General features: G+C 35.8%; 25 protein-coding genes and 2 pseudogenes. 20 read left to right on the top strand and 7 right to left on the bottom strand.

Annotated features, from left to right (window positions below; translation table 11 throughout):
* Positions 1 to 59: 59 nt before the first annotated feature.
* The 6 genes from JI665_RS20035 (at position 60) to hutH (ending at position 6,255) form a co-directional block, all read left to right on the top strand.
* Entirely contained in the window at positions 60 to 989 is a 930-nt protein-coding gene (locus JI665_RS20035) for an ABC transporter permease (protein WP_206843038.1), read from the top strand.
* Positions 990 to 992: 3 nt separating this feature from the next.
* Positions 993 to 1,910: an ABC transporter permease gene (locus tag JI665_RS20030; protein WP_019380921.1), complete on the top strand. Its 918-nt coding sequence runs from the start codon at positions 993 to 995 to the stop codon at positions 1,908 to 1,910.
* Positions 1,911 to 1,954: 44 nt separating this feature from the next.
* Positions 1,955 to 2,977, top strand: a complete 1,023-nt coding sequence (locus JI665_RS20025) for an ABC transporter ATP-binding protein (RefSeq protein WP_206843035.1) — start codon at positions 1,955 to 1,957, stop codon at positions 2,975 to 2,977.
* Positions 2,978 to 3,093: 116 nt separating this feature from the next.
* Complete coding sequence (locus JI665_RS20020; protein ID WP_019380923.1) at positions 3,094 to 4,044, top strand: ABC transporter ATP-binding protein; 951 nt, start codon at positions 3,094 to 3,096, stop codon at positions 4,042 to 4,044.
* A 102-nt stretch (positions 4,045 to 4,146) separates the two neighbouring features.
* Positions 4,147 to 4,599 (top strand): hut operon transcriptional regulator HutP, encoded by a 453-nt coding sequence (gene hutP, locus JI665_RS20015; protein WP_026041640.1) that lies wholly within the window; start codon positions 4,147 to 4,149, stop codon positions 4,597 to 4,599.
* 150 nt (positions 4,600 to 4,749) lie between these two features.
* Positions 4,750 to 6,255: a histidine ammonia-lyase gene (gene hutH / locus JI665_RS20010; protein WP_019380925.1), complete on the top strand. Its 1,506-nt coding sequence runs from the start codon at positions 4,750 to 4,752 to the stop codon at positions 6,253 to 6,255.
* Positions 6,256 to 6,562: 307 nt separating this feature from the next.
* On the opposite strand, the gene JI665_RS20005 is transcribed toward hutH, so the two are convergent.
* Complete coding sequence (locus JI665_RS20005; protein WP_019380926.1) at positions 6,563 to 7,435, bottom strand: LysR family transcriptional regulator; 873 nt, start codon at positions 7,433 to 7,435, stop codon at positions 6,563 to 6,565.
* A 131-nt stretch (positions 7,436 to 7,566) separates the two neighbouring features.
* On the opposite strand from JI665_RS20005, the gene JI665_RS20000 reads away from it, so the two are divergent.
* The 13 genes and pseudogenes from JI665_RS20000 to hepT (JI665_RS19940) all read left to right on the top strand — a co-directional run bounded on the left by JI665_RS20000 (position 7,567) and on the right by hepT (JI665_RS19940) (position 18,700).
* Complete coding sequence (locus JI665_RS20000; protein WP_033196524.1) at positions 7,567 to 8,724, top strand: threonine synthase; 1,158 nt, start codon at positions 7,567 to 7,569, stop codon at positions 8,722 to 8,724.
* Between the two features lie 56 nt (positions 8,725 to 8,780).
* The gene (locus tag JI665_RS19995) at positions 8,781 to 10,064 is read left to right on the top strand and encodes a dicarboxylate/amino acid:cation symporter (RefSeq protein WP_019380928.1); all 1,284 of its coding nucleotides are present in this window, start codon (positions 8,781 to 8,783) and stop codon (positions 10,062 to 10,064) included.
* 478 nt (positions 10,065 to 10,542) lie between these two features.
* Positions 10,543 to 11,949, top strand: a complete 1,407-nt coding sequence (locus JI665_RS19990) for a fused MFS/spermidine synthase (protein ID WP_019380929.1) — start codon at positions 10,543 to 10,545, stop codon at positions 11,947 to 11,949.
* A 197-nt stretch (positions 11,950 to 12,146) separates the two neighbouring features.
* Positions 12,147 to 12,860 (top strand): response regulator transcription factor, encoded by a 714-nt coding sequence (locus tag JI665_RS19985; protein WP_026041641.1) that lies wholly within the window; start codon positions 12,147 to 12,149, stop codon positions 12,858 to 12,860.
* A complete protein-coding gene (locus tag JI665_RS19980) occupies positions 12,857 to 13,921 on the top strand; it encodes a HAMP domain-containing sensor histidine kinase (protein ID WP_019380931.1) in 1,065 nt (354 codons plus the stop codon). The genes JI665_RS19985 and JI665_RS19980 overlap by 4 nt, the downstream gene beginning before the upstream one ends.
* 213 nt (positions 13,922 to 14,134) lie before the next feature.
* On the top strand, positions 14,135 to 14,356 hold the full coding sequence (locus JI665_RS19975) for a hypothetical protein (RefSeq protein WP_019380932.1): 222 nt from the start codon (positions 14,135 to 14,137) through the stop codon (positions 14,354 to 14,356).
* Positions 14,353 to 14,865, top strand: a complete 513-nt coding sequence (locus tag JI665_RS19970) for a DUF2269 family protein (protein WP_019380933.1) — start codon at positions 14,353 to 14,355, stop codon at positions 14,863 to 14,865. The genes JI665_RS19975 and JI665_RS19970 overlap by 4 nt, the downstream gene beginning before the upstream one ends.
* 192 nt (positions 14,866 to 15,057) lie before the next feature.
* The gene (gene mntA, locus JI665_RS19965) at positions 15,058 to 15,465 is read left to right on the top strand and encodes a type VII toxin-antitoxin system MntA family adenylyltransferase antitoxin (RefSeq protein ID WP_019380934.1); all 408 of its coding nucleotides are present in this window, start codon (positions 15,058 to 15,060) and stop codon (positions 15,463 to 15,465) included.
* A pseudogene (gene hepT / locus JI665_RS19960) lies at positions 15,455 to 15,858 on the top strand (type VII toxin-antitoxin system HepT family RNase toxin). Before mntA (JI665_RS19965) ends, hepT (JI665_RS19960) begins: the two are co-directional and overlap by 11 nt.
* A 373-nt stretch (positions 15,859 to 16,231) precedes the next feature.
* On the top strand, positions 16,232 to 16,471 hold the full coding sequence (locus JI665_RS29010) for a glutaredoxin family protein (RefSeq protein ID WP_081757328.1): 240 nt from the start codon (positions 16,232 to 16,234) through the stop codon (positions 16,469 to 16,471).
* A 600-nt stretch (positions 16,472 to 17,071) separates the two neighbouring features.
* A complete protein-coding gene (locus tag JI665_RS19950) occupies positions 17,072 to 17,407 on the top strand; it encodes a (2Fe-2S) ferredoxin domain-containing protein (RefSeq protein WP_019380938.1) in 336 nt (111 codons plus the stop codon).
* A gap of 491 nt (positions 17,408 to 17,898) precedes the next feature.
* Positions 17,899 to 18,306, top strand: a complete 408-nt coding sequence (gene mntA, locus JI665_RS19945) for a type VII toxin-antitoxin system MntA family adenylyltransferase antitoxin (RefSeq protein ID WP_019380939.1) — start codon at positions 17,899 to 17,901, stop codon at positions 18,304 to 18,306.
* Positions 18,296 to 18,700, top strand: a complete 405-nt coding sequence (gene hepT, locus JI665_RS19940; RefSeq protein ID WP_019380940.1) for a type VII toxin-antitoxin system HepT family RNase toxin — start codon at positions 18,296 to 18,298, stop codon at positions 18,698 to 18,700. Before mntA (JI665_RS19945) ends, hepT (JI665_RS19940) begins: the two co-directional genes overlap by 11 nt.
* A 644-nt stretch (positions 18,701 to 19,344) precedes the next feature.
* Here hepT (JI665_RS19940) and darG read toward each other — a convergent pair.
* Positions 19,345 to 20,385, bottom strand: coding sequence for a type II toxin-antitoxin system antitoxin DNA ADP-ribosyl glycohydrolase DarG (gene darG / locus JI665_RS19935; protein WP_019380941.1), 1,041 nt, complete (start codon positions 20,383 to 20,385; stop codon positions 19,345 to 19,347).
* Between the two features lie 32 nt (positions 20,386 to 20,417).
* A complete protein-coding gene (locus JI665_RS19930; RefSeq protein ID WP_019380942.1) occupies positions 20,418 to 21,011 on the bottom strand; it encodes a DarT ssDNA thymidine ADP-ribosyltransferase family protein in 594 nt (197 codons plus the stop codon).
* A 464-nt stretch (positions 21,012 to 21,475) separates the two neighbouring features.
* On the opposite strand from JI665_RS19930, the pseudogene JI665_RS29315 reads away from it, so the two are divergent.
* Positions 21,476 to 22,672 (top strand): annotated as a pseudogene (locus JI665_RS29315) (IS110 family transposase).
* A gap of 292 nt (positions 22,673 to 22,964) precedes the next feature.
* On the opposite strand, the gene JI665_RS19920 reads toward JI665_RS29315, so the two are convergent.
* The 4 genes from JI665_RS19920 to JI665_RS19905 all read right to left on the bottom strand — a co-directional run bounded on the left by JI665_RS19920 (position 22,965) and on the right by JI665_RS19905 (position 25,080).
* On the bottom strand, positions 22,965 to 23,336 hold the full coding sequence (locus JI665_RS19920) for a DUF6527 family protein (protein ID WP_019380943.1): 372 nt from the start codon (positions 23,334 to 23,336) through the stop codon (positions 22,965 to 22,967).
* Positions 23,326 to 24,492, bottom strand: coding sequence for a ThiF family adenylyltransferase (locus JI665_RS19915; RefSeq protein WP_019380944.1), 1,167 nt, complete (start codon positions 24,490 to 24,492; stop codon positions 23,326 to 23,328). Before JI665_RS19915 ends, JI665_RS19920 begins: the two co-directional genes overlap by 11 nt.
* Positions 24,467 to 24,712 (bottom strand): multiubiquitin domain-containing protein, encoded by a 246-nt coding sequence (locus tag JI665_RS19910; protein ID WP_019380945.1) that lies wholly within the window; start codon positions 24,710 to 24,712, stop codon positions 24,467 to 24,469. The genes JI665_RS19915 and JI665_RS19910 overlap by 26 nt, the downstream gene beginning before the upstream one ends.
* A gap of 227 nt (positions 24,713 to 24,939) precedes the next feature.
* Entirely contained in the window at positions 24,940 to 25,080 is a 141-nt protein-coding gene (locus JI665_RS19905; RefSeq protein ID WP_019380946.1) for a hypothetical protein, read from the bottom strand.
* Between the last annotated feature and the right edge of the window lie 167 nt (positions 25,081 to 25,247).

Here is a 25,247-nt window from a genome sequence, read left to right as displayed (position 1 = left end):
AGTACACTTTTTCAGTTGTTTTCAAGTAGTTCCTGCTAAAAGAATATAGGAGGGGAATTATGCGCCAATTTCTGGTTAGGAGAATTATTAGTGTCTTTATGACACTGTTCGTTATTATTTCACTTACCTTTTTATTAATGTATGCCATACCAGGAGATCCTTTTACGAGTGAAAATCGAATACCTGAACAGGTAGTCGAAAACTTAAAGCAGCATTATGGGCTTAACGATCCCATGTTAATTCAATATATTAAGTATCTTAAAGGAGCGTTATTATTCGACTTCGGACCTTCAATCAAATGGGATAATCAAACAGTAAATGAATTAATAGCAAGTGGTTTTCCAGTTTCGTCCATGATTGGTCTGCAAGCCATTCTTATTGCAACTTTTTTTGGTATTGTATTAGGAATATTTGCTGCTATTCGCCACAATAGTGCAATTGACTATTTTTCTATGATTATCGCTATTCTTGGCCTTTCTGTTCCCAGTTTCATATTCGCAACAGTTTTAATCAACTTTTTTGCAATTAAGCTACAATGGTTTCCAGTTGCAACCTGGGGGACATGGAAGCATTCCGTCTTGCCAAGTGTTGCACTCGCCGTTACACCAATGGCATATATTGCCCGCCTAACTAGATCGAGCATCCTTGAAGTTTTATCTATGGATTATATTCAAACTGCAATGGCAAAGGGTGTAACCGGTATCAGATTCGTATTTAGGCATGTGCTTAGAAATGCTATGATTCCAGTTGTAACCATACTGGGACCTATAACAGCCACTGTATTGACAGGAAGCTTTGTTATTGAACAAATTTTCGGTGTGCCTGGATTAGGCAAGTACTTTGTGGAAGGAATTACAGATAGAGATTATCCATTAATCTTAGGGACAACAGTTTTTTATAGCGCTATCTTAGTATTCTTTATTATATTGGTTGATATTGCATATGTTCTGATTGACCCAAGAATAAAACTTATGAAAGGGAGGGGATAACAGATGCAGCCAGTGCGGGATGAACTCTTTGTGTTTAGGAAACAAAACAAAGATGAGGATTTACTAAGTAAACCGAGTGTCTCTTTTTGGAAAGACGCATTGGGGAGACTAAAACATAACAAGTTGGCTATGACAGGTCTTGGAATCATAATCTGTTTAATCACGATGTCCATTATAGGTCCCATGCTTGTACCTTATTCATATTCAGACCAAAGTCTGTTAAATGCTAATCTCCCTCCATCAACAGATAATTGGTTTGGAACAGATGATTTAGGAAGGGATATATTTTCAAGGACTTGGGTTGGCTCCCGAATTTCCCTCTTTATTGGGATAACAGCGGTTATATTAGACCTAATAATAGGTGTTATATGGGGAGCGATTGCAGCTTACAAAGGTGGAAAAACAGATGAAATTATGATGAGAATCGTAGATATTCTTTATGGACTGCCTCATTTGCTTGTAACAATTTTATTAATGGTCGTATTAAAACCAGGTTTACTTACAATTATTATAGCGATGGCTGCCACTGGATGGATAGGAATGGCACGTTTAGTTAGAGGGGAAATTCTAAGATTGAAAGAGTCTGAATTTGTATTAGCATCACAGGTATTGGGAGGAAGTTTTTTCAGAGTACTTTTTAAACATCTTATTCCGAATGCGATGGGTCCGATCATTGTAAGCATGACATTATCTGTTCCTGGTGCCATATTTGCAGAAGCAACATTAAGTTTTTTAGGGCTTGGTGTGCCGGTTCCGCTTGCAAGTTGGGGAACTATGACGTCAGAGGGCCTTGTCACTTTATTAACAGGGGAAACATGGAGACTATTTTTCCCTGCATTGTTTATTTCCTTAACTATGTTTTCATTTAATGTACTTGGAGATGGTTTAAGAGATGCCCTAGATCCTAAGCTGAAAAAATAAAGATACCTCATAGTTTAATTCATATATTAGGGGAGGAGATAAATGTGAACAGACTACTTGAAGTGAAAGACCTTCACGTTAATTTTAATTCTAAAAACCAGCATATCCAAGCTGTCCGCGGGATTTCCTTTCATGTCAATAAAGGGGAAGTTCTTGCTATTGTCGGTGAATCGGGTTGCGGGAAATCAGTTACTGCAAAAAGCATTATGAAATTGCTGCCTGAGAAATCTTGCACCATTCCAAAGGGATCCATATTGTTTAACGGTGAAGAAATCACAACAATGAAGAAAAAACAGTTATCGAAGATTCGAGGAGCAAAGATAGGAATGGTTTTTCAAGATCCGATGACCTCATTAAATCCGACAATGAAGGTTGGCGACCAAATTGCAGAGGGTCTCATTATTCATAAAGGCTACAATAAAAAGTTGGCACGCGAAAAAACAATTGACATTATAAAGCAAGTGGGTATACCCAACCCTGTACATTGCTGTACCAAATATCCTCATCAGCTCAGCGGAGGAATGAGGCAGCGAATTGTCATAGCTATGGCGCTGATCTGCGAACCTGATCTTTTAATTGCGGATGAACCCACGACAGCTTTAGATGTCACCATTCAATCTCAAATTCTAGATCTATTAAAAGAACTCCAGCAAAAAATGGGCATGGCGATTATTCTTATTACACATGATTTAGGAGTAGTGGCAAGGTTTTCGGATCGAGTCAGTATTATGTATGCTGGAAAAATAGTCGAAAGTGGTACAAAAAGTGAAATCTTTTACAATCCTAAGCACCCCTATACTCTTGGATTATTAGAATCTATACCCAAACTTGATCACAGCCGAGACCAAAAGTTAACGGCCATTGACGGAACTCCGCCGGACCTTGCAGAACCTCCAAAAGGCTGCGCTTTTACTCCGCGATGTCCTTTTGCAATGGATGTCTGCGATGAATATATTCCGGAAAAAACGGTGCTATCACGTACTCATCATTTAAATTGCTGGTTAATGGACCCAAGAGCCCCGAAAGTCGCAACTAACAAAACAGTATCCCAAGCGGCTAATGAATAAGAATCCTTCCATGCATCCATTATTATATCTTGTATTTTTTAAAAAAGTGAAAACCAACTAACCCTGCCGATGCCGGGATTTTATTAAATAGGAATTAGTAATGAAGGGAGATCTTGATGGAAAAAATCCTGGAAGTAAAAAAACTAACAAAACATTTTCAAGTGGGAAAAGGATTCGAATTAAAAGCGGTTGATGATATTTCGTTTGATATTTATGAAGGAGAAACACTTGGATTAGTAGGCGAGTCCGGCTGTGGTAAATCAACAATTGGAAGGACTATTATTCGATTATACCAAGCAACATCAGGAAAGGTATTTTTTAAAGGAAAAGATGTGCACAAGTTATCTAAAAACGATAAAAAAGATTTTCATAAAAATATACAAATGATATTTCAGGACCCATACGCTTCATTAAATCCGAGGATGACGGTTGCAGATATCATTGCAGAAGGACTAGATATCCATCGCTTAAAAAAAGGGGAAGAAAGAAAAAAGGCAGTATATCAGTTATTAGAAACCGTAGGCTTAAAGCGAAAGCATGCTAATCGTTATGCACATGAGTTTAGCGGTGGCCAGAGGCAAAGAATAGGCATAGCACGGGCATTGGCTGTTGAACCACTGTTTATTATAGCGGATGAGCCCATATCAGCGTTAGATGTATCCGTTCAGGCACAAATTGTAAATCTTTTGATGGAGCTTCAGCAAAAGAAAAAGCTGACCTATTTATTTATTTCTCATGATTTATCCATGGTAAAGTTAATCAGTGATCGAATCGGTGTAATGTATTTAGGAAATTTGATGGAATTAGCACCTAGTAAAAGGCTCTATGAAAACCCGCTTCATCCATATACTACTTCTCTTCTTAAAGCGATCCCGATCGCTGACCCAGCTATAGAGGAAGCTAAAGAAAAGATAACTGTTTCAGGAGACTTACCGAGTCCAACCAATCCTCCCTGCGGTTGTGTTTATCAAACAAGGTGTTCTCTAGCAACAGAGATGTGCTTTCAGCAAAAACCTATTCTAAAACAAGTAGACAAACAGCATTTCGTAGCTTGCCATTTAGCTTGAAAAATTGTTAGAAAATTCGATATTGACAAAATATTAATCTGTTAATAAGATTAATATAATCCTTTAGTCATATAATCTAACAGAATTGTGAGTGTCTGCCCTATGGACGTAAGACCTGATTCAAGAATTGGAAGAAACGCAATGCTATTGGCTCTTTTAGGTAATGAGAAGCTAGAACCTGAATTTATTAAAGATTTAAGATTACAAGGTTATATATATTGTCAGGGTAAAACCGGCTCGATGGAAACTCAGAAGGTGGTTGCTGCAATAGAAACAGCTGCCAGGCAAAATCAAGTCATTGAAAAAGACTTATACCGTGAAACGCATGCTTTATATCATGCAATCATGGAGGCGCTTCATGGGGTTACAAGAGGGCAAGTACTACTAGGAACTGTTTTACGAACCGTAGGATTAAGTTTCGCTGTAATAAGAGGCAAGCCATATAGTTCCGAGGAAGAAGGAGAATGGGTAGCGGTGGCCCTTTACGGAACAATTGGTGCTCCAGTAAAAGGTTCTGAGCATGAAGCAATTGGTTTGGGTATCAATCATATTTAAATTAGTCCATAGTGATTAAGTTATCAGGGGACTATATCATCAGATTTCAACAGTAGGAATCTGGTGGTATGGTCTCCTTTTGTTTTTAAATATTTCTTAAATCTACTACTATCTCACGGATAGTTAATTTACCAGAAGGGTGGAATAGTTTTGATCGAATTGACAGGAAATTCATTAACCATGGAAAAAGCATTTAAAATTATATTCGAAAATGAACCCGTTTTTGTCCCTGATTACATTTGGGGTCAAGTAAATGCAAGTAGAAAAGCTGTATATGATATTGTAGCTAACCAACAGGTAATATACGGGATTACAACCGGGTTCGGTAAATTTAGCGATGTTTATATACAACAAGAGAATGTAGAAGAGCTACAATTGAATTTAATTAGGAGCCATGCATGTGGGGTTGGTGAGCCTTTTTCTGAAGCTGTGACAAGAGCTATGGTATTATTCCGCATAAACGCTCTGCTGAAAGGTTTTTCGGGCATTCGAAGGGCGGTGATTGAATTATTAATAAACTTATTAAATTATCAAATTCACCCTGTTGTACCTCAACAAGGATCACTAGGTGCGAGTGGGGATCTTGCTCCTCTTTCCCACATGGCACTTGTTTTAGTGGGAGAAGGGGAAGTAATTTATCAGGATAAAAGAATGGAAACACTAGAAGTATTTAATAAAACTGGGCTACAGCCTATTTTTTTAAAAGCTAAGGAAGGGTTAGCGCTTATTAATGGTACCCAAGCAATGACTGCAATGGGAGCAGTTTCTTACATTGAAGCAGAAAATCTCGCATTGCAGGCAGACTATATCGCCTCGCTTACTTTAGAAGGACTTCAAGGTATTATAGATGCATTTGATGAGGACATACAAATAGCAAGAGGGTACAAAGAACAAATAGAGGTAGCCGCAAGAATCCGGCAGGTTTTACATGGTAGCCAGCTTGTAACAAAGCAAGGTGATCTGAGGGTTCAAGATGCTTATTCATTGCGTTGTATCCCTCAGGTCCATGGAGCAACATGGCAAGTATTGTCCTATGTTAAAGATAAATTAGAAATTGAAATGAATGCAGCGACAGATAATCCGCTCATTTTCGATAACGGTAAAAAAATTTTGTCCGGTGGAAACTTTCATGGGCAATCAATTGCCTTTGCAATGGACTTTTTGGCAATCGGAATGTCGGAACTCGCAAACATCTCAGAAAGACGAATTGAACGTTTGGTGAATCCTCAATTAAATGATTTACCGCCTTTTCTTAGCCCTGAACCCGGGCTGCAATCCGGTGCAATGATCATGCAGTATTGTGCTGCTTCTTTAGTTTCTGAAAATAAGAAATTAGCTCATCCGGCTAGTGTAGATTCTATCCCTTCATCTGCTAATCAAGAAGATCATGTTAGTATGGGTACAATAGCTTCCCGGTACGCATATAAAATTATTAATAATACAAGAAAAGTACTATCAATTGAATACATTTGCGCTATGCAGGCAGTTGAATATAGAGGTATTTCAAAAATGGCACCGTTTACTTACCAGTTATATGAATTCGGCCGAAATATGGTTCCATCGATTAAAAAAGACCGAGTCTTTTCAAAAGATATAGAGCATATGGCATCCAGGCTAATAGCTTCGGATTTCAAACAAAATATCTTATGCAGGTAGAGAAAGCTGTATCAATAAAAAGGGGTTAGCTTTTGCCCATCCAACAAAAGTTTAACTAGCTTAAAGTATATTCCTCAAGTGAGGCCAGAATCAGATCTCACTGGCTAAAAGGAAAAACAGTTATCTAAAAATAGAGCATCTATATATAAGATTAATATAATAAAATCCCCCCTGTAAGAATGAAGTGCTTATCTTACAGGGGGTTGCTATATTAAGCAAAGATTTTTTATTCCGAAATTATAAAGGACTTAACCATTGAGACTTCATCCAATTTAATGCGGGAATGAGCTCCAAAATAAAATTGAAATCACAAAAAAGCTTCCTTTAATACGTTTGTAAGTAATTCAGAGCTTTCCATTGATTTTGTCATTTTTCTTTTCAGTAGATATATTGATCTTTTCGGCACAGCTATGTCTGTATGAAAGGGAACAATAACTACTTCATCTTGCTGGATCAAACGTTTAGCAACTGCATTGGGAAGAAAACCAAGTCCATTTCGTGTTTTCAAAAACTTTAATAAGAGTGAAACATGGTCAACTTGTAGATGGCAATCTTGATTAGAGGAAACTTCTCTAAACCATCCTGTAAATGTTCCACCCCAATTCAGATGTATATAATTGTAATTCTTCAGGTCCTTTCTTAAAACGAAATGATCAGGAATAGTAAAATTCGAGTCGGCAACCAGAACAAAGGAATCCTCAATAATTAGCTCCATAATGATATTTGCATGATTAATTGGATAGAAAACGATCGCGACATCGATTAATCCATCAATCATTTTTCTAATTAGGATATCGGAATGTTCCGTTACTAAGGTTAATGAGACTTCAGGGTGTGTTTGTTGAAAATTATCAATGGATTCAAATAGCACGTAATCCCATAATGCGTGCGTTGTGCCTATTATTAAATGATCTCTAAAGCCATTTTCTAATTGGATAGCCTTTAGTCCTTCATTGTTTAATTCTAATATCCTCTCCGCATAAGGGAGAAAAACACTTCCGGATTCTGTTAATTTTATGTTTCTCTTATCCCTTTCAAACAAGTCTTTTCCTAATTGCTTTTCAAGCATTTGGATTCTAGATGTAACAGTGGACTGTACAACATTTAGTATCTCTGCTGTACGGGTAAAGCTTTTAGTATTGGCAACAAATATAAAGGCTTTAAGCTGTTCAATATCCATCAGACTCCCCCTAAGATTAATTCAAAAACCAAATTACAGTAATTAAAAATATTCGTTTTACAAATAAATAGCTACCTATTAAGATTATCATATATTCAAATAATTCTAAATATTTTAAAAATATAGGAGGGATGGGTATTGTGCAGACTTGGAATAATTCTGTGAAAGTCTTTGAATGCATCAAATGTAATCAGCAATTTTCTCCCAATGATTACTTTACAGGCTGCCCTGTGTGTTTGAAAAAACAGCAACCTTCAAGTCTCAAGTTTTTGTATGAACAAGACATGCCATGGAAAATAGACAAGTCAGCTAAAGGTATGTTTCGGTACGCAGATCGGTTACCCTACAAAACTTTTCCTACTCTTGGTGAAGGAGAAACTCCCATTATTAGTATGAACGGCCTTGAAAAGGAACTTGGCATACCCGAAATTTGGTTAAAAAATGAGGGGCAAAATCCTACTGGATCCCATAAGGACAGGATGAGTCCACTTATCGTTGCAAGAGCTGCCTCGTTGAATCGTTCGACGGTTATTGCTGCTTCTAGTGGGAATGCTGGTGCATCATTGGCAGCTTATGCAGCAGCTGCAGGATTACGTTGCAAAATCGTGACAACCCCTAAAATTAATGGACCGTGGGAAAAAGCAATTCGTCTTTCTGGAGCAGAAATTATTAAAGTCCAGAATTCATTAGAAAGATGGGAGACAGTCCGGAAGTTGGTGGAAGAAGAAGGTGACTATCCAGCTACGAACTACAACATTCCCCCAGTGGGTAGCAATATGTTTGGAGTTCAAGGGTACACAACGGTGGCATATGAAATCGTTGAGCAATTGAGAGAATGCCAACCTACTGCTGTTATTATACCTTGTGCAAGAGGGGATCTACTTTGGGGAATTTGGGAAGGATTTGTTGAATCGCTGCGGCTAGGATGGATTGAATCCATACCCCGTTTATATGCGGTAGAACCTTTTCCCCGCTTGGCTCATGTTCTTCAAGGACGCGATTACAGAGGGGAATTTAGAGGCGATTCAAGACTATTACCTTCTATCGGAGGAGAAACGGTAACGTACCAATCTTTAGATGCAATTAAATCTTCGAGAGGAGACGCTATAGTAGTTACCAATACTGAAGTTGAAAAGGCTCAATGGGATTTAGCTAAAAGAGGGATTTTTGCTGAAGGGTCAGCAGCTATAACATGGCCGGCTGTCTCAAAACTGGTCAAAACAGGCAAGATTGATGAAAATGACCGTGTTCTTTTGATGATTACATCACATGGATTTAAAGGAGTGTAATTGTATCAGGTTATTAATACTATTTTAGCAAGCTTATTCTAAAGGGGGAACAAGGGGTGAAATTAGCAACCAAAACGCTTATTGCTATTATGTTAGGAGTCCTGGCTGGATTATGTTTAAGCATCTTTTCTCCAAATATATACGGAATATTAAACACCTATATTTTTAGTCCAATCGGTGAATTATTCATTAAAGCAATAAAAATGATTGTCATTCCGCTTGTATTTTCTGCAGTTGTTTTAAGTATTACCTCAATTGGAAGTCCAAAGAAATTAGGACAATTGGGAGGGAAAACAGTTGCTTTATTTGTAGTGACCACCATGATAGCCTGTACCATCGGAATTACAACTGCAATCATAATTGGACCCGGTAAAAATATTGTAATCCCTGAAACTTCATCTATATTACAAGATGAAGACCATAATGACCATGGTGCTTCGTCAACTGACACTTTAGAAATACCAACATTGAAGGACACAATTTTAAACATTATTCCAAGTAATCCCTTTGAAGCTTTTGCTTCGGGAGATATGTTGCAAGTCCTAACATTTTCTATATTTTTCGGATTTGGATTGGTACTTCTCGGCGATAAGGCAAAGACTATAAATCAGTTTATTCATCAGCTTAATGAGCTAATGATGAAGCTTGTTCAAATTATTATGAAGGTGATCCCTTTCGCGGCTTTCTCACTTGTTGCTACATCAATGGGCACTGCAGGCTTGGAGCTTGTTGGATCAATGGTAAAGTATCTTATTGTTATTGCTGTGGGATTAATTGTTCATGTGTTAGTTACTTATAGCTGCATGATATCTCTCTTTACAAAGTTTAAGCCAATTCATTTTTTTCATAAAATGACACCGGCCATTGGGACTGCTTTTGCAACAAGCAGCAGTGCTGCCACACTCCCTGTTACAAAAAGCTGCTGTGAAAATGACCTCAAAATATCTCATGATGTAAGTTCTTTTGTTCTCCCTCTTGGAATGACTATAAATATGAATGGTGCTTCTTTAAGTCATGGAGTAGCTGCCGTTTTCGTCGCACAGCTTAATGGGATAGATTTAGGTCTAGCTCAATATTTAACAATTATTTTTATATCTTTATTGGCTTCAATAGGTGCACCTGCAATACCAGGAGGCGGAATAGTATCGCTATCAATGGTTTTCCTCGCAGTAGGCTTACCGATTGATGGGGTAGGAATTGCAATTATTTTAGGTCTATTTAGATTGGTTGATATGGCATTAACCTCCGTAAATGTGCTCGGAGATGCTGTTTGTGCAAGTATAGTGGATAAGAATAAAGGAAAATCCAGTGACGTTATCAATCAGAATTTTGTGTCTTAATTCAGCAAGTTCCATAGGTTAACCTCTTTTATACCGACACAAGGAAAAGGAACGGTGACTTTTACAGGGATATGAATATGATCCTCTGTCCTGCAAAGTTAACCTATTTTGGTGTGCATCGATAAGTAAAAAATTAACTACATTTATTTCAATTAATCCTTTTGGACCTTAATGGCCCAAAAGGATTTTTTGTAAGCAAAAAAAATCTAGCCAGCGTTTGTTAATTTATCGAATAGGACCCCAACGAAACAGTCATAAATTCATGCTTTTACTTATATTGTAATCGAACTATCTAGATAGTAAAAAGGATTTTCTTCATCTCCATACTTTCTCAAAACAAATGTGCAATAATATTTTTTTCTGAAATATAAAAAGGAGGATTTACATGTTTAAATAAAATTCATTAATGCTTCTAATCTAGTTTTGTAAAACGAAAATAACACTATTTGAACATTATAACGATAGAACGGAGATGTGTATGAAGTCAAAAATCTACTTTACGCTATTTGTTGTCAGCTTTGTAATAATGGGACTAGAAATGACCGCTACAAGACTGATAGCACCTTCATTTGGTAACACAGTTTACACATGGGGAATAATTATATCGATATTCCTGATTGGATCAAGTGTAGGATACATAGTAGGAGGATATCTAGCTGATAAAGCAAACATTCGCGAAATCATGTTGTTTATATATCTTTTTGGTATTCTTTCGATAGCCATTATTCCATTGATTAAAACTACGCTTTTTCCATTACTTGAATCACTTTCAAGTACCCCCGGTACTACGCTCGGTGTGCTTTTGCTTTATTTAATTCCTAATTTTCTTCTAAGTGTAATTGGGACTGTACTTATGAAGGATGGTATAGGAGAATTGGCAAGTGGAAAAGTCATTGGTAGCTTACATTCAGCATCAGCTATCGGAAGCGTTCTTGGAACACTTGTGACAACTTTCTGGCTAATACCCTGGACTAATATCAACTCCATTATTGGCCTTCTAGCTGGCCTGGTATATTTAACAAACATTATTTATTGTGATACTAAAACCAAGATGCAAGGATTTTTATTAATTATCCCTGCACTGTTTATTGCTCTTCCTTTTCTTTTAGTTGGAGAGAAATCCCAAGATATTCTTTTGAAGAAGACAAGTCTTTACCATGATATTTATGTATTGGAAAAGGATTTCTATCAAGGGAGAGAAGGAAGATTCCGTTCACTCACCTTTGGCAATAAAACTACTATTCAGGGAATGATGGATATGAATCAACCTGACAAACTTCTCCTTGATTATTCAAAAAGCGTGTGGGAGATTTCTAAAACATTTTCTCCAGAGAGTAAAGAAGTCTACATGATTGGCCACGGTATTGGAACATTAACACGGAAGTTTGAAGATACCAATAAAAATGTTCTCGTTGCGGAAATCGACAAAGAGGTAGTAGACGTCAGCCGCCAATATTTTCAATACAATGGTAATAGTGTAGAGATAGGTGACGGGAGAAAAATTCTAAAAGAGCAGAAAAAAAGATTTGATCTCATCTTTTTGGACGCTTATAACAATACAACTCAAATTCCCTTTCATTTAATTTCAAAAGAGTTCTTTGAGCTAACAAGTGAGAAGTTAAATAATAATGGTATTTTAATTATTAACGCAATCGGCAAACAGAAAGGAGATTTGCTGATTGAATCAATGAATAGCACTTTAAAATCAGTTTATCCCTATGTTTACATCTATGGGAGAGAAGATGGAAAAGGAATTCAAAACTTTACAATTATTGGAAGTAAATACCCGATTGAGGATAAAAAAATAAAGGGCCATAACTTGATCAAAGTTGGAAAAGGGAAAGTAATTCTAGATAGCGACACGAAGTTAACTAACCTAAATTAATTTTATAATTCCAAGCTAGTAATTGTCATATTAATATACCCAAGAATAATAAAGAATGTAACAGATATAATCATCCAACAATAACAGAAAGCCCTTAGGTTTTTTTATTTTTTCAGTGATGACTATTAATAAAAGAGCGACATAAGTGAAATTTTTTTGTTACCATGAGAGAAAAAATAAAAAAAGCTGGTGGAAAAATGGGGAAAACAATTTTAGTTGTCGATGACGATCATGATATTGTACGGCTAATTACAGAAAGCTTAAAATTTGAACAGTTTAATACGATACAAGCTTATTCTGGAAAAAAGGCTTTTTACTATTTGAAAGAAAACAAGATTGATTTTGTTGTTTTGGATATCATGATGCCGGAAATGGACGGTTTTGAAGTTTGCCGGAAAATTAGAAGTGAATACAATATCCCCATTCTGTTGCTAAGTGCACGCAGCAGGGATATGGACAAGATTATCGGACTGGAAATTGGAGCAGACGACTATATGACGAAACCTTTCAGCATTCAGGAGCTTACCTCACGGATAAAAGCTCATTTCAGAAAGGTTGACCGGTTGCATCAGGAATGGAATGGCATTATAAAGGAGAAGGAAGTGAAGTTTCTAAATTCAAACTCGCCTCTTGTGTTAAATGACAAGACTTTTGAAGCTTTTTTAAATCATCAAAAGTTAGAGTTATCGACTAAGGAATTTCAAATTTTATCCTTTCTGAAGAATCATCCCAATAATGTCCTCACCCGTGAACAAATTTATGATAGCGTCTGGGGAGACGAATACGGAGATTTAAACACCGTCACCGTTCATATAAAAAATATCCGAAAAAAGATTGGCGTACAGCATGATTTCATCAAAACCGTCTGGGGTGTTGGTTACAAATATATTGAAGGGAATACATCAACATGAAGCTAAAAACCAAGCTTCCATTACTATTTCTCTTCATATTTCTTCTAACGCTTCTGCTGATTGCTGCCTTTTTTGTTTTTTATATAAAATCGTTATCAGCAGATGAAGGACACGTATGGCTAGAAAATATATTTAGTCCGGTTCATTTTCAAATGCTCTTACTTCTAAGTATTTTAATGGGCTTGTTGTTTGTTGTTTTAACAGTGTTTTTTCACTTCAATATTACTAAACCCATCCAAGCACTCAATTTAAGACTGAAAAAAGTAAATATAGGAAACTCCCGAACCCCCTTGCATTCAAGAAGGAAGGATGAAATCGGAGACCTGTATAATCATTTTAATGAGATGGAAGAAAGACTATATCAAGCCCATAGGGAACAGGTTGATATGATAGCAGCTATTGCTCATGATTTGAAGACTCCATTAACTACAATAACAGGTTTTGTTGAGCTTCTCTCTATACAGAAAGATCTGACCAGAATGGAGACACAGGATTATTATGAGCTTATTATGAAAAAAACAAAACACATGGTGGAGCTGATTGATTCTTTCTCAATGTATACTAAGAATGAGGCAATGTTTGAAACCATAGCTATGATACCGATAGCAGCTCATAAGTTGTTTGACACTATATCATCTGAATATGAGACCGAGTTATCTAGCTTCGAGTTCAGGCTTACATGGAAACATACTTTTAACCCGAACCAGCTCATTAGTATCAATGAACACATGATACGGCGTGTATTTGGAAATCTTTTCAGTAATGCTGTAAGATACAGCAATAGTAATGAACTTCATGTCTATTTGACCGGTTATGTACAGGAAGGTTATGCATACTTTCTAATAGAGGATAATGGCGTTGGAGTGCCTAATCAGGACCTGTCTTTACTGTTTCGTAAATTTTACACGGTGGATAAATCTAGACAAATGAGTAATGGCGGTTCTGGACTAGGTCTAGCAAGCTGTAAATTAATAATTGAACATCATGGCGGTCAGATTCATGCGTTTCATTCAAATCATGGGGGATTGGGAATCCGTTTTTCACTCCCACTATCAGTATAGGAATGTGTTCTGAAAGACTTTCAGTTGAAAAACTGAAGGTTTTTTTGTTTAAATGCCACTTCATAATTCTTTATATTTTTTCATAACTTTTTTATTTTCTTTTTATAGGAGTTTTAGTTTTCTTTTTTACAATAAGACTGCCAGGATCCTATAGAGCTTTAAAGGATTTTACAATAAGTATTTGACCAATTAACTAAATAGGAGGAAACCCCAATGAGTAAATTATCAAACTCCAATCACGACAATGGCGGGAAGCAAGCTAAGGAGCGGCAGCCAGTTATGCCACGCTGGGTAAAGGTATCATTAATCATTCTTATAGCTCTGTTCCTGCTTTTTGTCATCATAAACATCACAGGCATAGGAGGCAAGCACGGACCTATGCGGCATTTTGGCCAGACACTGCCCACAGAACAAATGGAGGCACAACAACCATGACAATGAAGCCTGGACTCCGTAAGTTCGCCCTCACCGCGCATGTCACTTGCTCCGTTGGCTGGATTGGAACTGTTATTGCGTACATAGCTTTAGCCATCGCTGGTCAAATCAGCCCGGATATCCAAACGGTACGTGCCGTTTGGATCGCGATGGAATTGATCGGATGGTACGTCATCGTCCCGTTGGCGCTCATCTCGCTACTCACTGGAATTATCATGTCACTCGGCACCCCATGGGGCCTTTTCCGTCATTATTGGGTTATATTCAAACTTTTACTAACGGTATTTTCTACGTTCGTCTTGCTCCTTCATATGCCGTTAGTGAGCTCCTTGGCACGATTGGCAGAAGAAGCGGATCCTACAGGTCTGAGCAGGCTACCGAATGAAATATTTCATCCCGCTGGCGGCTTGCTATTGTTGCTGCTTATCGTGACATTGTCGGTGTACAAGCCGCGGGGTATTACCCCATATGGTTGGAAAAAGCAACAGAAGCAATATAACCATTTGTAGAAGCAGAAGCCTCCTCTATAGCATTCGGTGCAGCAGCCAACATATTTTTAAAAAAGAATAACCTAAACTGAAGAATGGTTTTGATGTTTAATTGACAAATTCCTGTTGAATATTGTGATTACCCTTAGACAAACTGTTTTTATCCTAGATATTTGTTATATAATTAAAAAAAAGCATGGAGGTTTTTAGACGTTGAATACTAATGCGGAACAAATAATAACTGATCTTTTAATTAAAAAAGTTTCACCTTTTTTAATTGTTTTATTTGGTTCAACCGTCAATGGAAACATCCATAGAGAGAGCGATATTGATATTGCTTTTTTAAGCGATGAAAAAAACTTAGATAAATATGAATTGTTTATGATCGCTCAAGAACTGGCCGCAAAACTAAACCGAGAAATAGATTTGATTGATTTAAATAAAGCCAGTACGGTTTTTCAAGCTCAAATTGTCCAGACAGGTAAAACCATCTATTGTACGGATGAACGAAAAAAGGAGGAATTTGAGTTAAAAGCATTAAAGATGTACGTAAAGCTAAATGAAGAACGTTCTGAGATAATAAAAAAGATAGATGAAAGCGGGACCATATATGAAAAGTGATGTGATTCTAAACAAAGTAAGTATTATCGAACGTTGTATTAAAAGAATACATGAGGAATACGATAATAACTCGAAAAACCTAGAGAATTACACTAAACAAGATTCAATAATATTAAATCTTCAGCGGGCTTGTGAAGCGAGATTGATCTAGCCATGCATATAATTGCTAATAAGAAGCTAGGGCTTCCGCAAAATAGCCGGGATGCATTTTCAATATTAGAGAAAGAAGGGATTCTACAAGCAAATCTATCTCAAAAAATGAAAGCGATGGTTGGTTTCCGAAATATTGCAGTTCATGACTACCAAGAAATTAATTTAGAGATATTAAAAAAAATACTTGATGATCATTTAGCTGATTTTTTTGAGTATACCAAAACAATTTTAATGTTTTAGCTTATTCTACAAAATACTAAATTAGGTTTTACTACAATACTGAGTAAATTAGTATATTAAATCCTCTCATGACAAAGTCAAGGGGATTATTTTTTTGTTGTTTATAACATAAAGGTATAATCATGGTTAAAATGAACTCACTAAAAGAATAAGATGTTTGCTATAGCATGAATTAAGGAAAGAGAACAAGAAAGGTTTTTTATGTGTGGATATTTTAAGTTTTTTCTACATTTTAATGGGTGAAGCGGTGTATCATCTGGTTTATTTAAAATGAATCTTGAAGGGGTAAAATATCTAATGAAAAATAGATTATTTAAAGGAGTAGGTAAACATGCAAAGAGTTCAAATAGAATTATATTCAAGACCAACTTGACTGGATTGTAAAGAAGCGAAGGAGTTTCTTTCGCAGAACGGTATTAAATACATTGAATATGATTTAACCCGGAACCCTGATAAAGAGGAAGAAATGAAAAAAAGAACGGGCTCTCGCATTGTGCCTGCTTTTGTTATAAGAGATACAAGACTCCTAAGTATTATGAAACGTCCTAAAATTTTTATTGGTTTTGAAGTGAATAAGGACAAAATTATTCAGTTACTTAAAGTGCAAAGATAAATTTTAAAACAGATAAGAGTGTGGAAGGAGTTCTGCTGACAACATGCAGCTGAGACTAATCCAAGATTTTGGGCATACTTGTAAAGTGATGAAATAGTGAATTTGAGAAACCAGACTCAAAAGTTAATTCCAAAAAAATACAATTAATGGACTTTCTTTTTTATGAAAGTCCTCTTTTTAATTATCAAGTAAGGCCTTTTTGAGGGTTTTGTAAAAATATATTCCGAATAGTAAAACCTCGATTACACCACCCAAGTATTATTAAGTAAACCAGCATAATTTTTAATTTAATGAACCTATATGCCAAACACCTATTTTTAATCTTAATAAAAAAATCCTTCACATACTATAGAGGGGTATAGTATTATGTGATTAAAGGGAATGTTGATAAATTCAAAAAGTCTTGAAGAATTTATTTAAATCGAGAAATGCTAAGAAGTTGCACTGACTAAGACTCAATCAGCTTTAAATAGTGACGCTTGTGATTTTCTATAGAGCATGTAATAAAGACTTATGTTTTAGGAAAAAATCTAGAAGGTGATTGAACGCTTTCCATTGTTATAGAGGTTAAATAAAAAGGGAGAACAAGGGGGAATTCTTATGAACTTAGATGGAGTTAGCAAACATCTATTAATTTGCAACGGGAAAACATGCATGAAAAATGGAGCTGAAGAAGTAACAGAGACCGTTAGGGGAGAATTGAAAAACTTAGCGCTGCAAAAGGAGATTCATACAACAAAAACATTATGTAACGGCCAATGCAAACATGGTCCTATCGTTGTTCTATATCCAGATGGAGCCTGGTACAAAGAAATGAATAAAATTAAAAGTGAAGAACTTATTCGTCAATTAAAAGAAGAGAGAACTGGTAATTTAAGTTCTAAACTTTACTACCATGATGGAAAAACATTTAAGAAGGATGAAAGTGAAATATAACATTATACTAATTCATCGAAAAAGCGTTGCTGTAAAACAGGACGCTTTTCTACTTTCAGTGACAATTACACTTAAGTAAAATCTATGGCGGTATTTTGTTTCTTCAAAACTAGTAACCGATTAATTGTTTAGTTGTTTATAAGGGAAAAGAGAGATTTTTAGTAACCCCCTGGATAAATGCAAAATTGCTGGTGCTCACGTTAATGAGGATTCTTTGTTAACAGAAGGGGAGCGTATAAATTCAAATCTCAGCCTTAAACTATAACTATTCGTATAATACTAATTTTACGAATAGTTATAATCGACATGTAAACAGTGGCTTGCTATAATTAACATACATAGTATTCATTATATTTTTGAATAAGAAATAAATTCATTAGTATTACTACGATAAGATTATACATAATTGGAGTTATACCAGTCCGAGTACATTTTCCACCTTTAAAGTTAAAGATCAAACCTAGGATTTTTAGTAAAGGAGCGGTTTAAAATTGAATCCACACCTTGAAGAAACCATTATAGATGTACTTCGTGAAAAATTATCCCCCGATTGGATAGTTATGTTTGGTTCAACCGTTAGTGGAAATACCCATAAAGAAAGTGACATTGATATTGCATATTTGAGTGACACAATTAAAGCAGATAAATATCAAATATTTATGATTGCTCAGGAATTAGCAGCAAAACTCAACAAAGATGTGGACCTCATTGATTTAAATCAGGCCAGTACAGTATTTCAAGCCCAAATAGTTCAATCCGGAACAACTATTTATTGTACCAATGAGCGAAAAAAAGCTGAATTTGAAGTTAAAGTATTAAAAATGTATACGAAGCTAAATGAGGAGCGATCAGAGATATTAAAAAAAATTGACGAAAGCGGGACAATATATGAAAAGTGATGTAATTTTAAATAAAATAAATATAATTGAACGCTGTATTAAACGAATTCACGAGGAATACGACCAGAATCCTAAAAATCTAGAGAATTATACAAAGCAAGATTCAATTATTTTAAATCTGCAGCGGGCTTGTGAGGCAAGTATTGACTTGGCCATGCACATAGTAGCCGTAAAAAAACTGGGACTCCCACAACAAAGCCGGGATGCATTTACCTTATTGGAAGCTGAGGGTATTATTCCCTCCTCTCTTTCAGATAAGATGAAAGCTATGGTTGGATTTCGTAATATTGCAGTTCATGATTACCAAGAGATTAATTTAGTGATCCTTCAAAAGATACTTGATAATCATTTAGTGGATTTCTTTGAATATACAAAAACCATTTTAATGCACTGATATAGTTTTAAATAATATAATTATGTAAACTACTATTCGTAATAATTGTATTATACGAACATTAGTTCCATTATTTTACACCCATAATCATACAGTTCTTTTCTTGCCTCATGATTTAAACGAGCATACAGCTGCGTTTGTTGTGGGCCATTATGCCCTAAAAGAACCTGTATACAGGCTAACGGCATTCTATTCCGTGCTAAATGCAGAAAAGGTAGGGCGAAATATAAACAATTCGCTCTTTTTTACGTTTCCCTTTTGGTATTGTTATCATACGTTCCGGTCAATTAATATCCTCTTTTTTCATGTCAACTAACTATATAAGGCACACAGTCCTGGCATATTGTCATAATGATAGTAAGTTGCACTCTAGAATAACCAAAGGAATGTCTCAATTCTGAAGACATTCCCTTTTCTATCAAGATATATTTAGTTCTTACCATTTTTATTTAAATACAACTCTTCACAATCTTTAAACTCATTTTCAATAATTACAGGAATGCTGATCTTATTGTCAAAAAAGCTGTCTTCTGACTGCTCTTAGAGTTTTCCCATTCAAACATTTTTATAAATCAAACTTTAGCTTCACATCTTACTAAGTCATAAAATAGCACCTCATGTGAGATGCTAAAAAGTTTTGCTATTTAACTATGATGGGAAGTACGCCTTTGGCTAAGCGTGAACCCCATTAACGTTTTTTCAATAATATCCGTTTCGAATAACTTTTCAATTCCATTGATGATTTCCTCTTTAGAAAACCTATTTGCCTTATCTTCTGACCAGCACTTAAACTCATCGACAATTTCTTCCTGAGATAGTTCTCCTTTCTCCTTTAATAAATAAGTAATTGTCGATAAGCATTCCAGTTCATGGTTAGAACTTAAATTGTTAACGTACTCTGCTGCTATTTTGATAAATGGCACTAAAGTTCCCAATTTAAATTCTACCTGACCGCTCACAATTTTATTGTAGAGAATCCCATATGCTTCTTCAGTATTCATCACACCATGATATTTCTGAAATTCTTTGATATTCCTGCTAATGATGGCAATAGAGTTATCGTATGGACCGTATTTATGTCTAGTGAAATTGAAGTAACTTTCCCTAGAAAACACATCCATATAGAAAGCTGTTTTTTGAAGTCTTAACGTATCAAATTTATTAAGGTGATGTTTAATACTCATTAATATAAGCGCTGATAAACTTAGATTAGGTTCTGCTTTTGGTTGTGATACGTAATTTTGAGATGGTTCAAAAATGTAAATTTGAACCTTTTCATCTACTACTGCCAATTTTTTCTCGATTATCGTTTTCACTTCGCTCCAAACTAGTCCTCCATTACCAGCTCCTAAAGGCGGAATAGCTATGGATTGAATACCTAAATTATCAATTAATGGTATGAGTTCATCCAGTCCTTTTTCTACATATTCTATTTTGGATTTTGCTCTCCATTTATTTTTAGTTGGGAAATTCACTATAATTTTACCGTCTTCTATAAAATAGTGAAGCTTTCCAATCTGTAGCTCACCTGTCTTACAAGCTTTGACATAATCCTTATTGTTCTCCGGAAATTTCAACTTAAATTGATATGCAATACCTTTTCCCATATACCCTTCACAGTTTACAGTATTAACCAGAGCCTCAGCTGACGATTTTAGTAAGTCACCTGTTGTATAAATAATCACGTTTTCACCTCACTTTCTTTTAGCAGATTTTTCTATAACCACCGTCCAACATCCACAAACGGTGGCGTTTTGTTAATACCTTTAGAATGCAATTTATTCATAACAACCGACCTTGTTCCTTCATTTTTCACATAAATGCAATGAAAGAGCTTAGCAGGAACAGTTAAAGGCGTCAAACATTCAGCCATTTTTACATTCTTAGTATATCGATCTTCCGTACCTAGTTTGTGCATCGTATCCCAATCGATTGCTTCAAAACCTTCTTCATAGTCATATAATTGATAATTTTCTTCAATATTAAGTGGATGTCTTGGTAATATTTTAAACTTATTATGTTTAGCTAATTCTCTTGTAATACAAATATACATAAAGTCTTCATCTTCATATGTGCTTTTTACAGCAACATCAAATGAAGAATAGGGATGAAAGTGAAATGGAGTATATACATCCAGTCCAAGTTCTGTACGTTTAGAAATAATCTTTGAATCTGCAATATCAAAGAAACGAACATCATTATCCTTAACTAATTTCCTTGATATTAAACCATGCTCCAATATGGAGTCTAAATTCGACAATCGAGTCAAATGATATAAGAGTTTTCCCTTTTTTATATTCCCTATCGCCATGTTAAAATTCCACCTTAATATAATACTATCAATATAGCAAGCATGTTAGTTTCATTCTATAATTATACCATATTGTGGAATAGCCACATTAGCAATTTTATAATAAAGCTAAGTACATTCCTTCCAGAAATAATTTTTTTGCACAGTATAGGTCTAATACGCCATAACAGATTAATTTATCTTATTCAACAAACCTGCCCCGTTAGCCATCCATGAAGCACAAAAATCAGTGCTTCACCACAGAGAATGAAAATGGTTTTGAACCGTCAATACTTATTCTACGGCTGGAGAGGAAGGTCGCTGAACTATAGTGCGTTAGAGCCCATCCGTTAGTCTAACTCCACCGACCACGGTGCACCACTGACTGTAGCTCCCTTACGGGAAGCACACATGGTAGATTAATCCTATTTCTGGTTGATGCACCAGCCTCTACTTTAATGATTGCCGTAGAAAGGATGTTTTCAATGGATGTAGTCAATGAAAGAGCTTGTGGTATGGATGTCCATAAGGACAACATTACTGCCTGTATTATCACGCCTGAAGGAAAGGAGGTTAAAACTTTTTCTACTAAGACTGTATTTCTATTGAAGTTGATTGACTGGGTTAAGCAATATAACTGTACACATGTAGCATGGAAAGCACGAGCGTTTATTGGAAATCGTAAAATTACTGGAAGCTGAGGATATCGAGTTTTTAGTGGTGAATGCCCAACACATGAAGGCTGTTCCAGGACGTAAGACAGATGTAAAAGATGCAGAATGGATTGCCAAACTGCTTCGCCACGGGCAGCTTAAAGCCAGTTATATTCCCGACCGGAATCAACGTGAACTTCGCGAGCTCGTTCGTTATCGCCGAAGCATCATTGAGGAGCGTGCAAGACAACATAACCGGATTCAAAAGGTGTTAGAAGACGCAAACATTAAGCTGGGATCAGTGTTTCGGGTGTACTAGGTGTTTCGGCGAGACATCCTTGACGCAATCGCAGATGGCGAAGAGGATCCTGAGAAACTAGCAAACTTCGTACGACGCACCATGAAAAAGAAGAAGGAAGAATTGAAACTAGCTTTAAAAGGCTATATTAACTCACATCAACGGTTAATGTTGAAAACCATTTTGGGCCACATTGATTTTCTGACTGAACAGATCGAGATGCTCGATCAAGAAGTTGCGAAAAGAGTAAGCTCTCATCAAGAGGATGTGGAAATACTTGATTCAATTCCTGGCATTGCGACAAGAATGGCTGAACAAATCCTTTCTGAAATCGGAACTGATGTAAAAAAGCAGTATCCCACTGCAGCCCATATGTGTTCCTGGGCAGGCTTGGTTCCAGGACAGAATGAAAGTGCAGGAAAAAGGAAATCGGCTAAAACTAAAAAAGGAAACAAGTATTTAAAGTCCGCTTTGACTGAGGCAGCTCATTCGGTAAGGGGATCCAAAAACTATCTCGGAGCACTGTATAGGCGTACAGCCTCAGGAAAAGGCAAGAAACGCGCTGGTATTGTCGTCGCTCACGCCATATTACGTATCTCTTATTATCTTCTAACTCGTAAAGAATTGTATGTAGACTTGGGCGAAGACCACTTTGATAAACAGAGACAACAATTAGACGACTCGAAAGCTTAGGATACACAGAAACGTTGGAAGAGCCTAAAGCATCCTAATTCCAGTCAAACTAATTACCATAGATCCTAATGTGGCGCTCTCCCCTTAAAAAAAACAAATGAGCTGCGTCTTCTTCAGTATTGCCTTTTTTTGAGAATTGCAGAAGTTAATTTCATGGTAGTGCATAATTCTATAGTACTATTTAGCGAAGAGTTCACTGTGAACACATCTTGTCTTTACCCTTAGCTGTAACAAAGATAGGTATATTTCATTTTTAACTTTCTTCAATTTAAAAAGACCTGGTAACATAACCAAGTCTTTAAATTGTTCTTATTAAAATAACATGAAGAATTAAAGCTTAAAAAGTCTTTTAATCTTATCAATTAGACGATTACTCTTTTGAACATGCTTTTTTACAGACTCTTGATCATTATTTATAACTTCTTGAATGGCAGTTTTTGATATTGATCCTGCCCAAACTATCTTATCATTTGTAATAAAGTAATGTGATTGACAAGGGTGACTCCAATTTCCTATAGATGGGGAAAGTGATACCGTTTCGCCGTCATATGTTAATTTCCATCTCGATGGTGAAAGCGAAGTGACAATGTTAGCTCCGCATCCACACGCACATTTATGTTTCGCGATATCATACTCAATCGAAATATATAATACATTTTGTTCAATTTCTGATGGGATAAACTCAACAAATTTATGTTGCATGACTTACAGCTTCTTCATCAAGAATGAATGTTGAATGATAAATTGTTTCATCGCTAAGATAAAAACCAAACATCTTCTTCCATGTAACTATACCCATTACAGCATTTAGAGCATTCAACTCCGAAATTTGAATGTTTTGAGCATACACATCATCATCTGCTGCTTGTCCCATTGCAATTTTATTCAATGATGAGCTATTGTCAGGGGTAATCAGTGTTTTTCTAACGGTTCCCCTAATGGAATCTCCTACAACTGTTAGCCCTATGCCCAAGTCAACAAACGGAATATTAGTCTTGGTAAGATATTCAGTAATAATCCTTTTAGGTTCTGCTAGGTCCAGAGCAAGAAAAACAAAATCATGTTCACCTAACATATGCACATTTGACTCATCAAGATACTCCTCATGTGCAATGATGCCATTTCTTAGTTGATCATACTTACTCTTAAGAAATGCAACTTTACTTGGTTTTTGCTGAAGCTCATCTATAGCTACTGCACCCGGCATTCTAAAGACATTATGATTGAATAAAGTATCACCGTCAAAGAGAGAAATCTGTTTTACCGGTGTTTTGCTAACAAAATCCAAAATAAATGATCCTGTGCCTCCTAATCCTACAATCGCAATTTTCTGTTCCTTAAATTTATTGGCAATATGAGATAAACCTGCTCTGGCTGTATTGGTATCAGGATACAGAAATACACTTTCGTTGTTATAGTCCTCAAAATCAAAGTTCTGTGCTGTTACGCTTGAATCGATGGACTTTGCTGGGGCAGATAACAGGTTTGCGTACTTTAGAATTTTTGTATAGAAATCCGGATATTGACCGCTTGGTGGTTTTGCCGAGAAATAGTAATTTCCCACAATATCTTGATTTAAAGGATAATGCGACTGTGAATTTACGTATGATTTGTCTTCGTTTCCAAATTGATCGCAAGGATGCTCCCCTGCGAATCGAACTGTGTGATCTTGGGGAGCTACTGTATTTAATCCAGATAGCGTCAAAGGACAAAAAATTGTCCCAAACAGGACTTTTTTATCCTTGTTAACATAAGGAATTCCTTTTACGACAAGATTATCTTTTACGAATGATACGTTATATCCTTCATCAACCAACCTTTTCAAATCTTGATTATGATCTATTAGTTGAGTCGACATTTATCCTCATTCCTTCCTTCATCTTTATTGAATCTCCGAAGGAATAATCCCGGCTGTGTTTTTCACCTTTATCGTTTTTTAGCGTAGACACCATAGTGTATGATTTTTGTGAATCATCGTAGCTTCCATATGCAAGAGTAACTATCTCTTGAAAGGAATAATCTCTTTTCTCAACTTCCTTTGGTTCACCGTTAATAATGACAGTAAAATTTTTTTTCATTTTGCTTGCTCCTTCTCAATTTATTAGAAGAAAGAAGCTCCACTTTTTAGAAGATATGAATTTGATTTACATCAAAATTTACGATATAATTTAACCGACTAAAGTTTTTATTTCATATCTTTCTAAGGTGGAAAAGCTATTTTTAGCTTCTTTCCACTTTTTTCATTATATGAATTTTTATTCAAAAATACTAACAATTTTACTTTTTTTTCATTAATTGTTCGTGTTTAGTCAATAAAAGATCCGTTGATGATCTTGAATGTTGGTGTAATATCGATTCCAATAGTTTTTAAAGCTTCGTGAAGAAATAGTAAACATAGAACAAAACCGGTTAGTTTCTTTACTACATTCTCATACAAAACAGTCATTTACCAAATCACCCCTTTAAATTGTAAAATACTGCTTGTTTTTTGATCCATAAATCGACTGGTAAAGGCTTTTATTTTATCCAATTTCCATTACTACGCCAATACGACCATTTCCTGTTTTTCCTTCGTTTCCATGTTTCTCACCTTCTTCTATGACCCGTTTTCAA

This window comes from Bacillus sp. NTK034, from assembly GCF_017303275.1.
GTDB lineage: Bacteria > Bacillota > Bacilli > Bacillales > Cytobacillaceae > Cytobacillus.
The sequence above is the reverse complement of the archived record's forward strand: the minus strand, read 5'-3'. Positions and strand labels throughout refer to the sequence as shown.

Coding starts and splice junctions, on each gene's coding strand:
- JI665_RS20035 (WP_206843038.1), top strand. CDS start 60: ATGCGCCAATTTCTGGTTAGGAGAATTATTAGTGTCTTTATGACACTG.
- JI665_RS20030 (WP_019380921.1), top strand. CDS start 993: ATGCAGCCAGTGCGGGATGAACTCTTTGTGTTTAGGAAACAAAACAAA.
- JI665_RS20020 (WP_019380923.1), top strand. CDS start 3,094: ATGGAAAAAATCCTGGAAGTAAAAAAACTAACAAAACATTTTCAAGTG.
- hutP (WP_026041640.1), top strand. CDS start 4,147: ATGGACGTAAGACCTGATTCAAGAATTGGAAGAAACGCAATGCTATTG.
- JI665_RS20005 (WP_019380926.1), bottom strand. CDS start 7,435: ATGGATATTGAACAGCTTAAAGCCTTTATATTTGTTGCCAATACTAAA.
- JI665_RS20000 (WP_033196524.1), top strand. CDS start 7,567: ATGGGTATTGTGCAGACTTGGAATAATTCTGTGAAAGTCTTTGAATGC.
- JI665_RS19990 (WP_019380929.1), top strand. CDS start 10,543: ATGAAGTCAAAAATCTACTTTACGCTATTTGTTGTCAGCTTTGTAATA.
- JI665_RS19985 (WP_026041641.1), top strand. CDS start 12,147: ATGGGGAAAACAATTTTAGTTGTCGATGACGATCATGATATTGTACGG.
- JI665_RS19980 (WP_019380931.1), top strand. CDS start 12,857: ATGAAGCTAAAAACCAAGCTTCCATTACTATTTCTCTTCATATTTCTT.
- JI665_RS19975 (WP_019380932.1), top strand. CDS start 14,135: ATGAGTAAATTATCAAACTCCAATCACGACAATGGCGGGAAGCAAGCT.
- JI665_RS19970 (WP_019380933.1), top strand. CDS start 14,353: ATGACAATGAAGCCTGGACTCCGTAAGTTCGCCCTCACCGCGCATGTC.
- JI665_RS19950 (WP_019380938.1), top strand. CDS start 17,072: ATGAACTTAGATGGAGTTAGCAAACATCTATTAATTTGCAACGGGAAA.
- hepT (WP_019380940.1), top strand. CDS start 18,296: ATGAAAAGTGATGTAATTTTAAATAAAATAAATATAATTGAACGCTGT.
- JI665_RS19930 (WP_019380942.1), bottom strand. CDS start 21,011: ATGGCGATAGGGAATATAAAAAAGGGAAAACTCTTATATCATTTGACT.
- JI665_RS19920 (WP_019380943.1), bottom strand. CDS start 23,336: ATGCAACATAAATTTGTTGAGTTTATCCCATCAGAAATTGAACAAAAT.
- JI665_RS19915 (WP_019380944.1), bottom strand. CDS start 24,492: ATGTCGACTCAACTAATAGATCATAATCAAGATTTGAAAAGGTTGGTT.
- JI665_RS19910 (WP_019380945.1), bottom strand. CDS start 24,712: ATGAAAAAAAATTTTACTGTCATTATTAACGGTGAACCAAAGGAAGTT.
- JI665_RS19905 (WP_019380946.1), bottom strand. CDS start 25,080: ATGACTGTTTTGTATGAGAATGTAGTAAAGAAACTAACCGGTTTTGTT.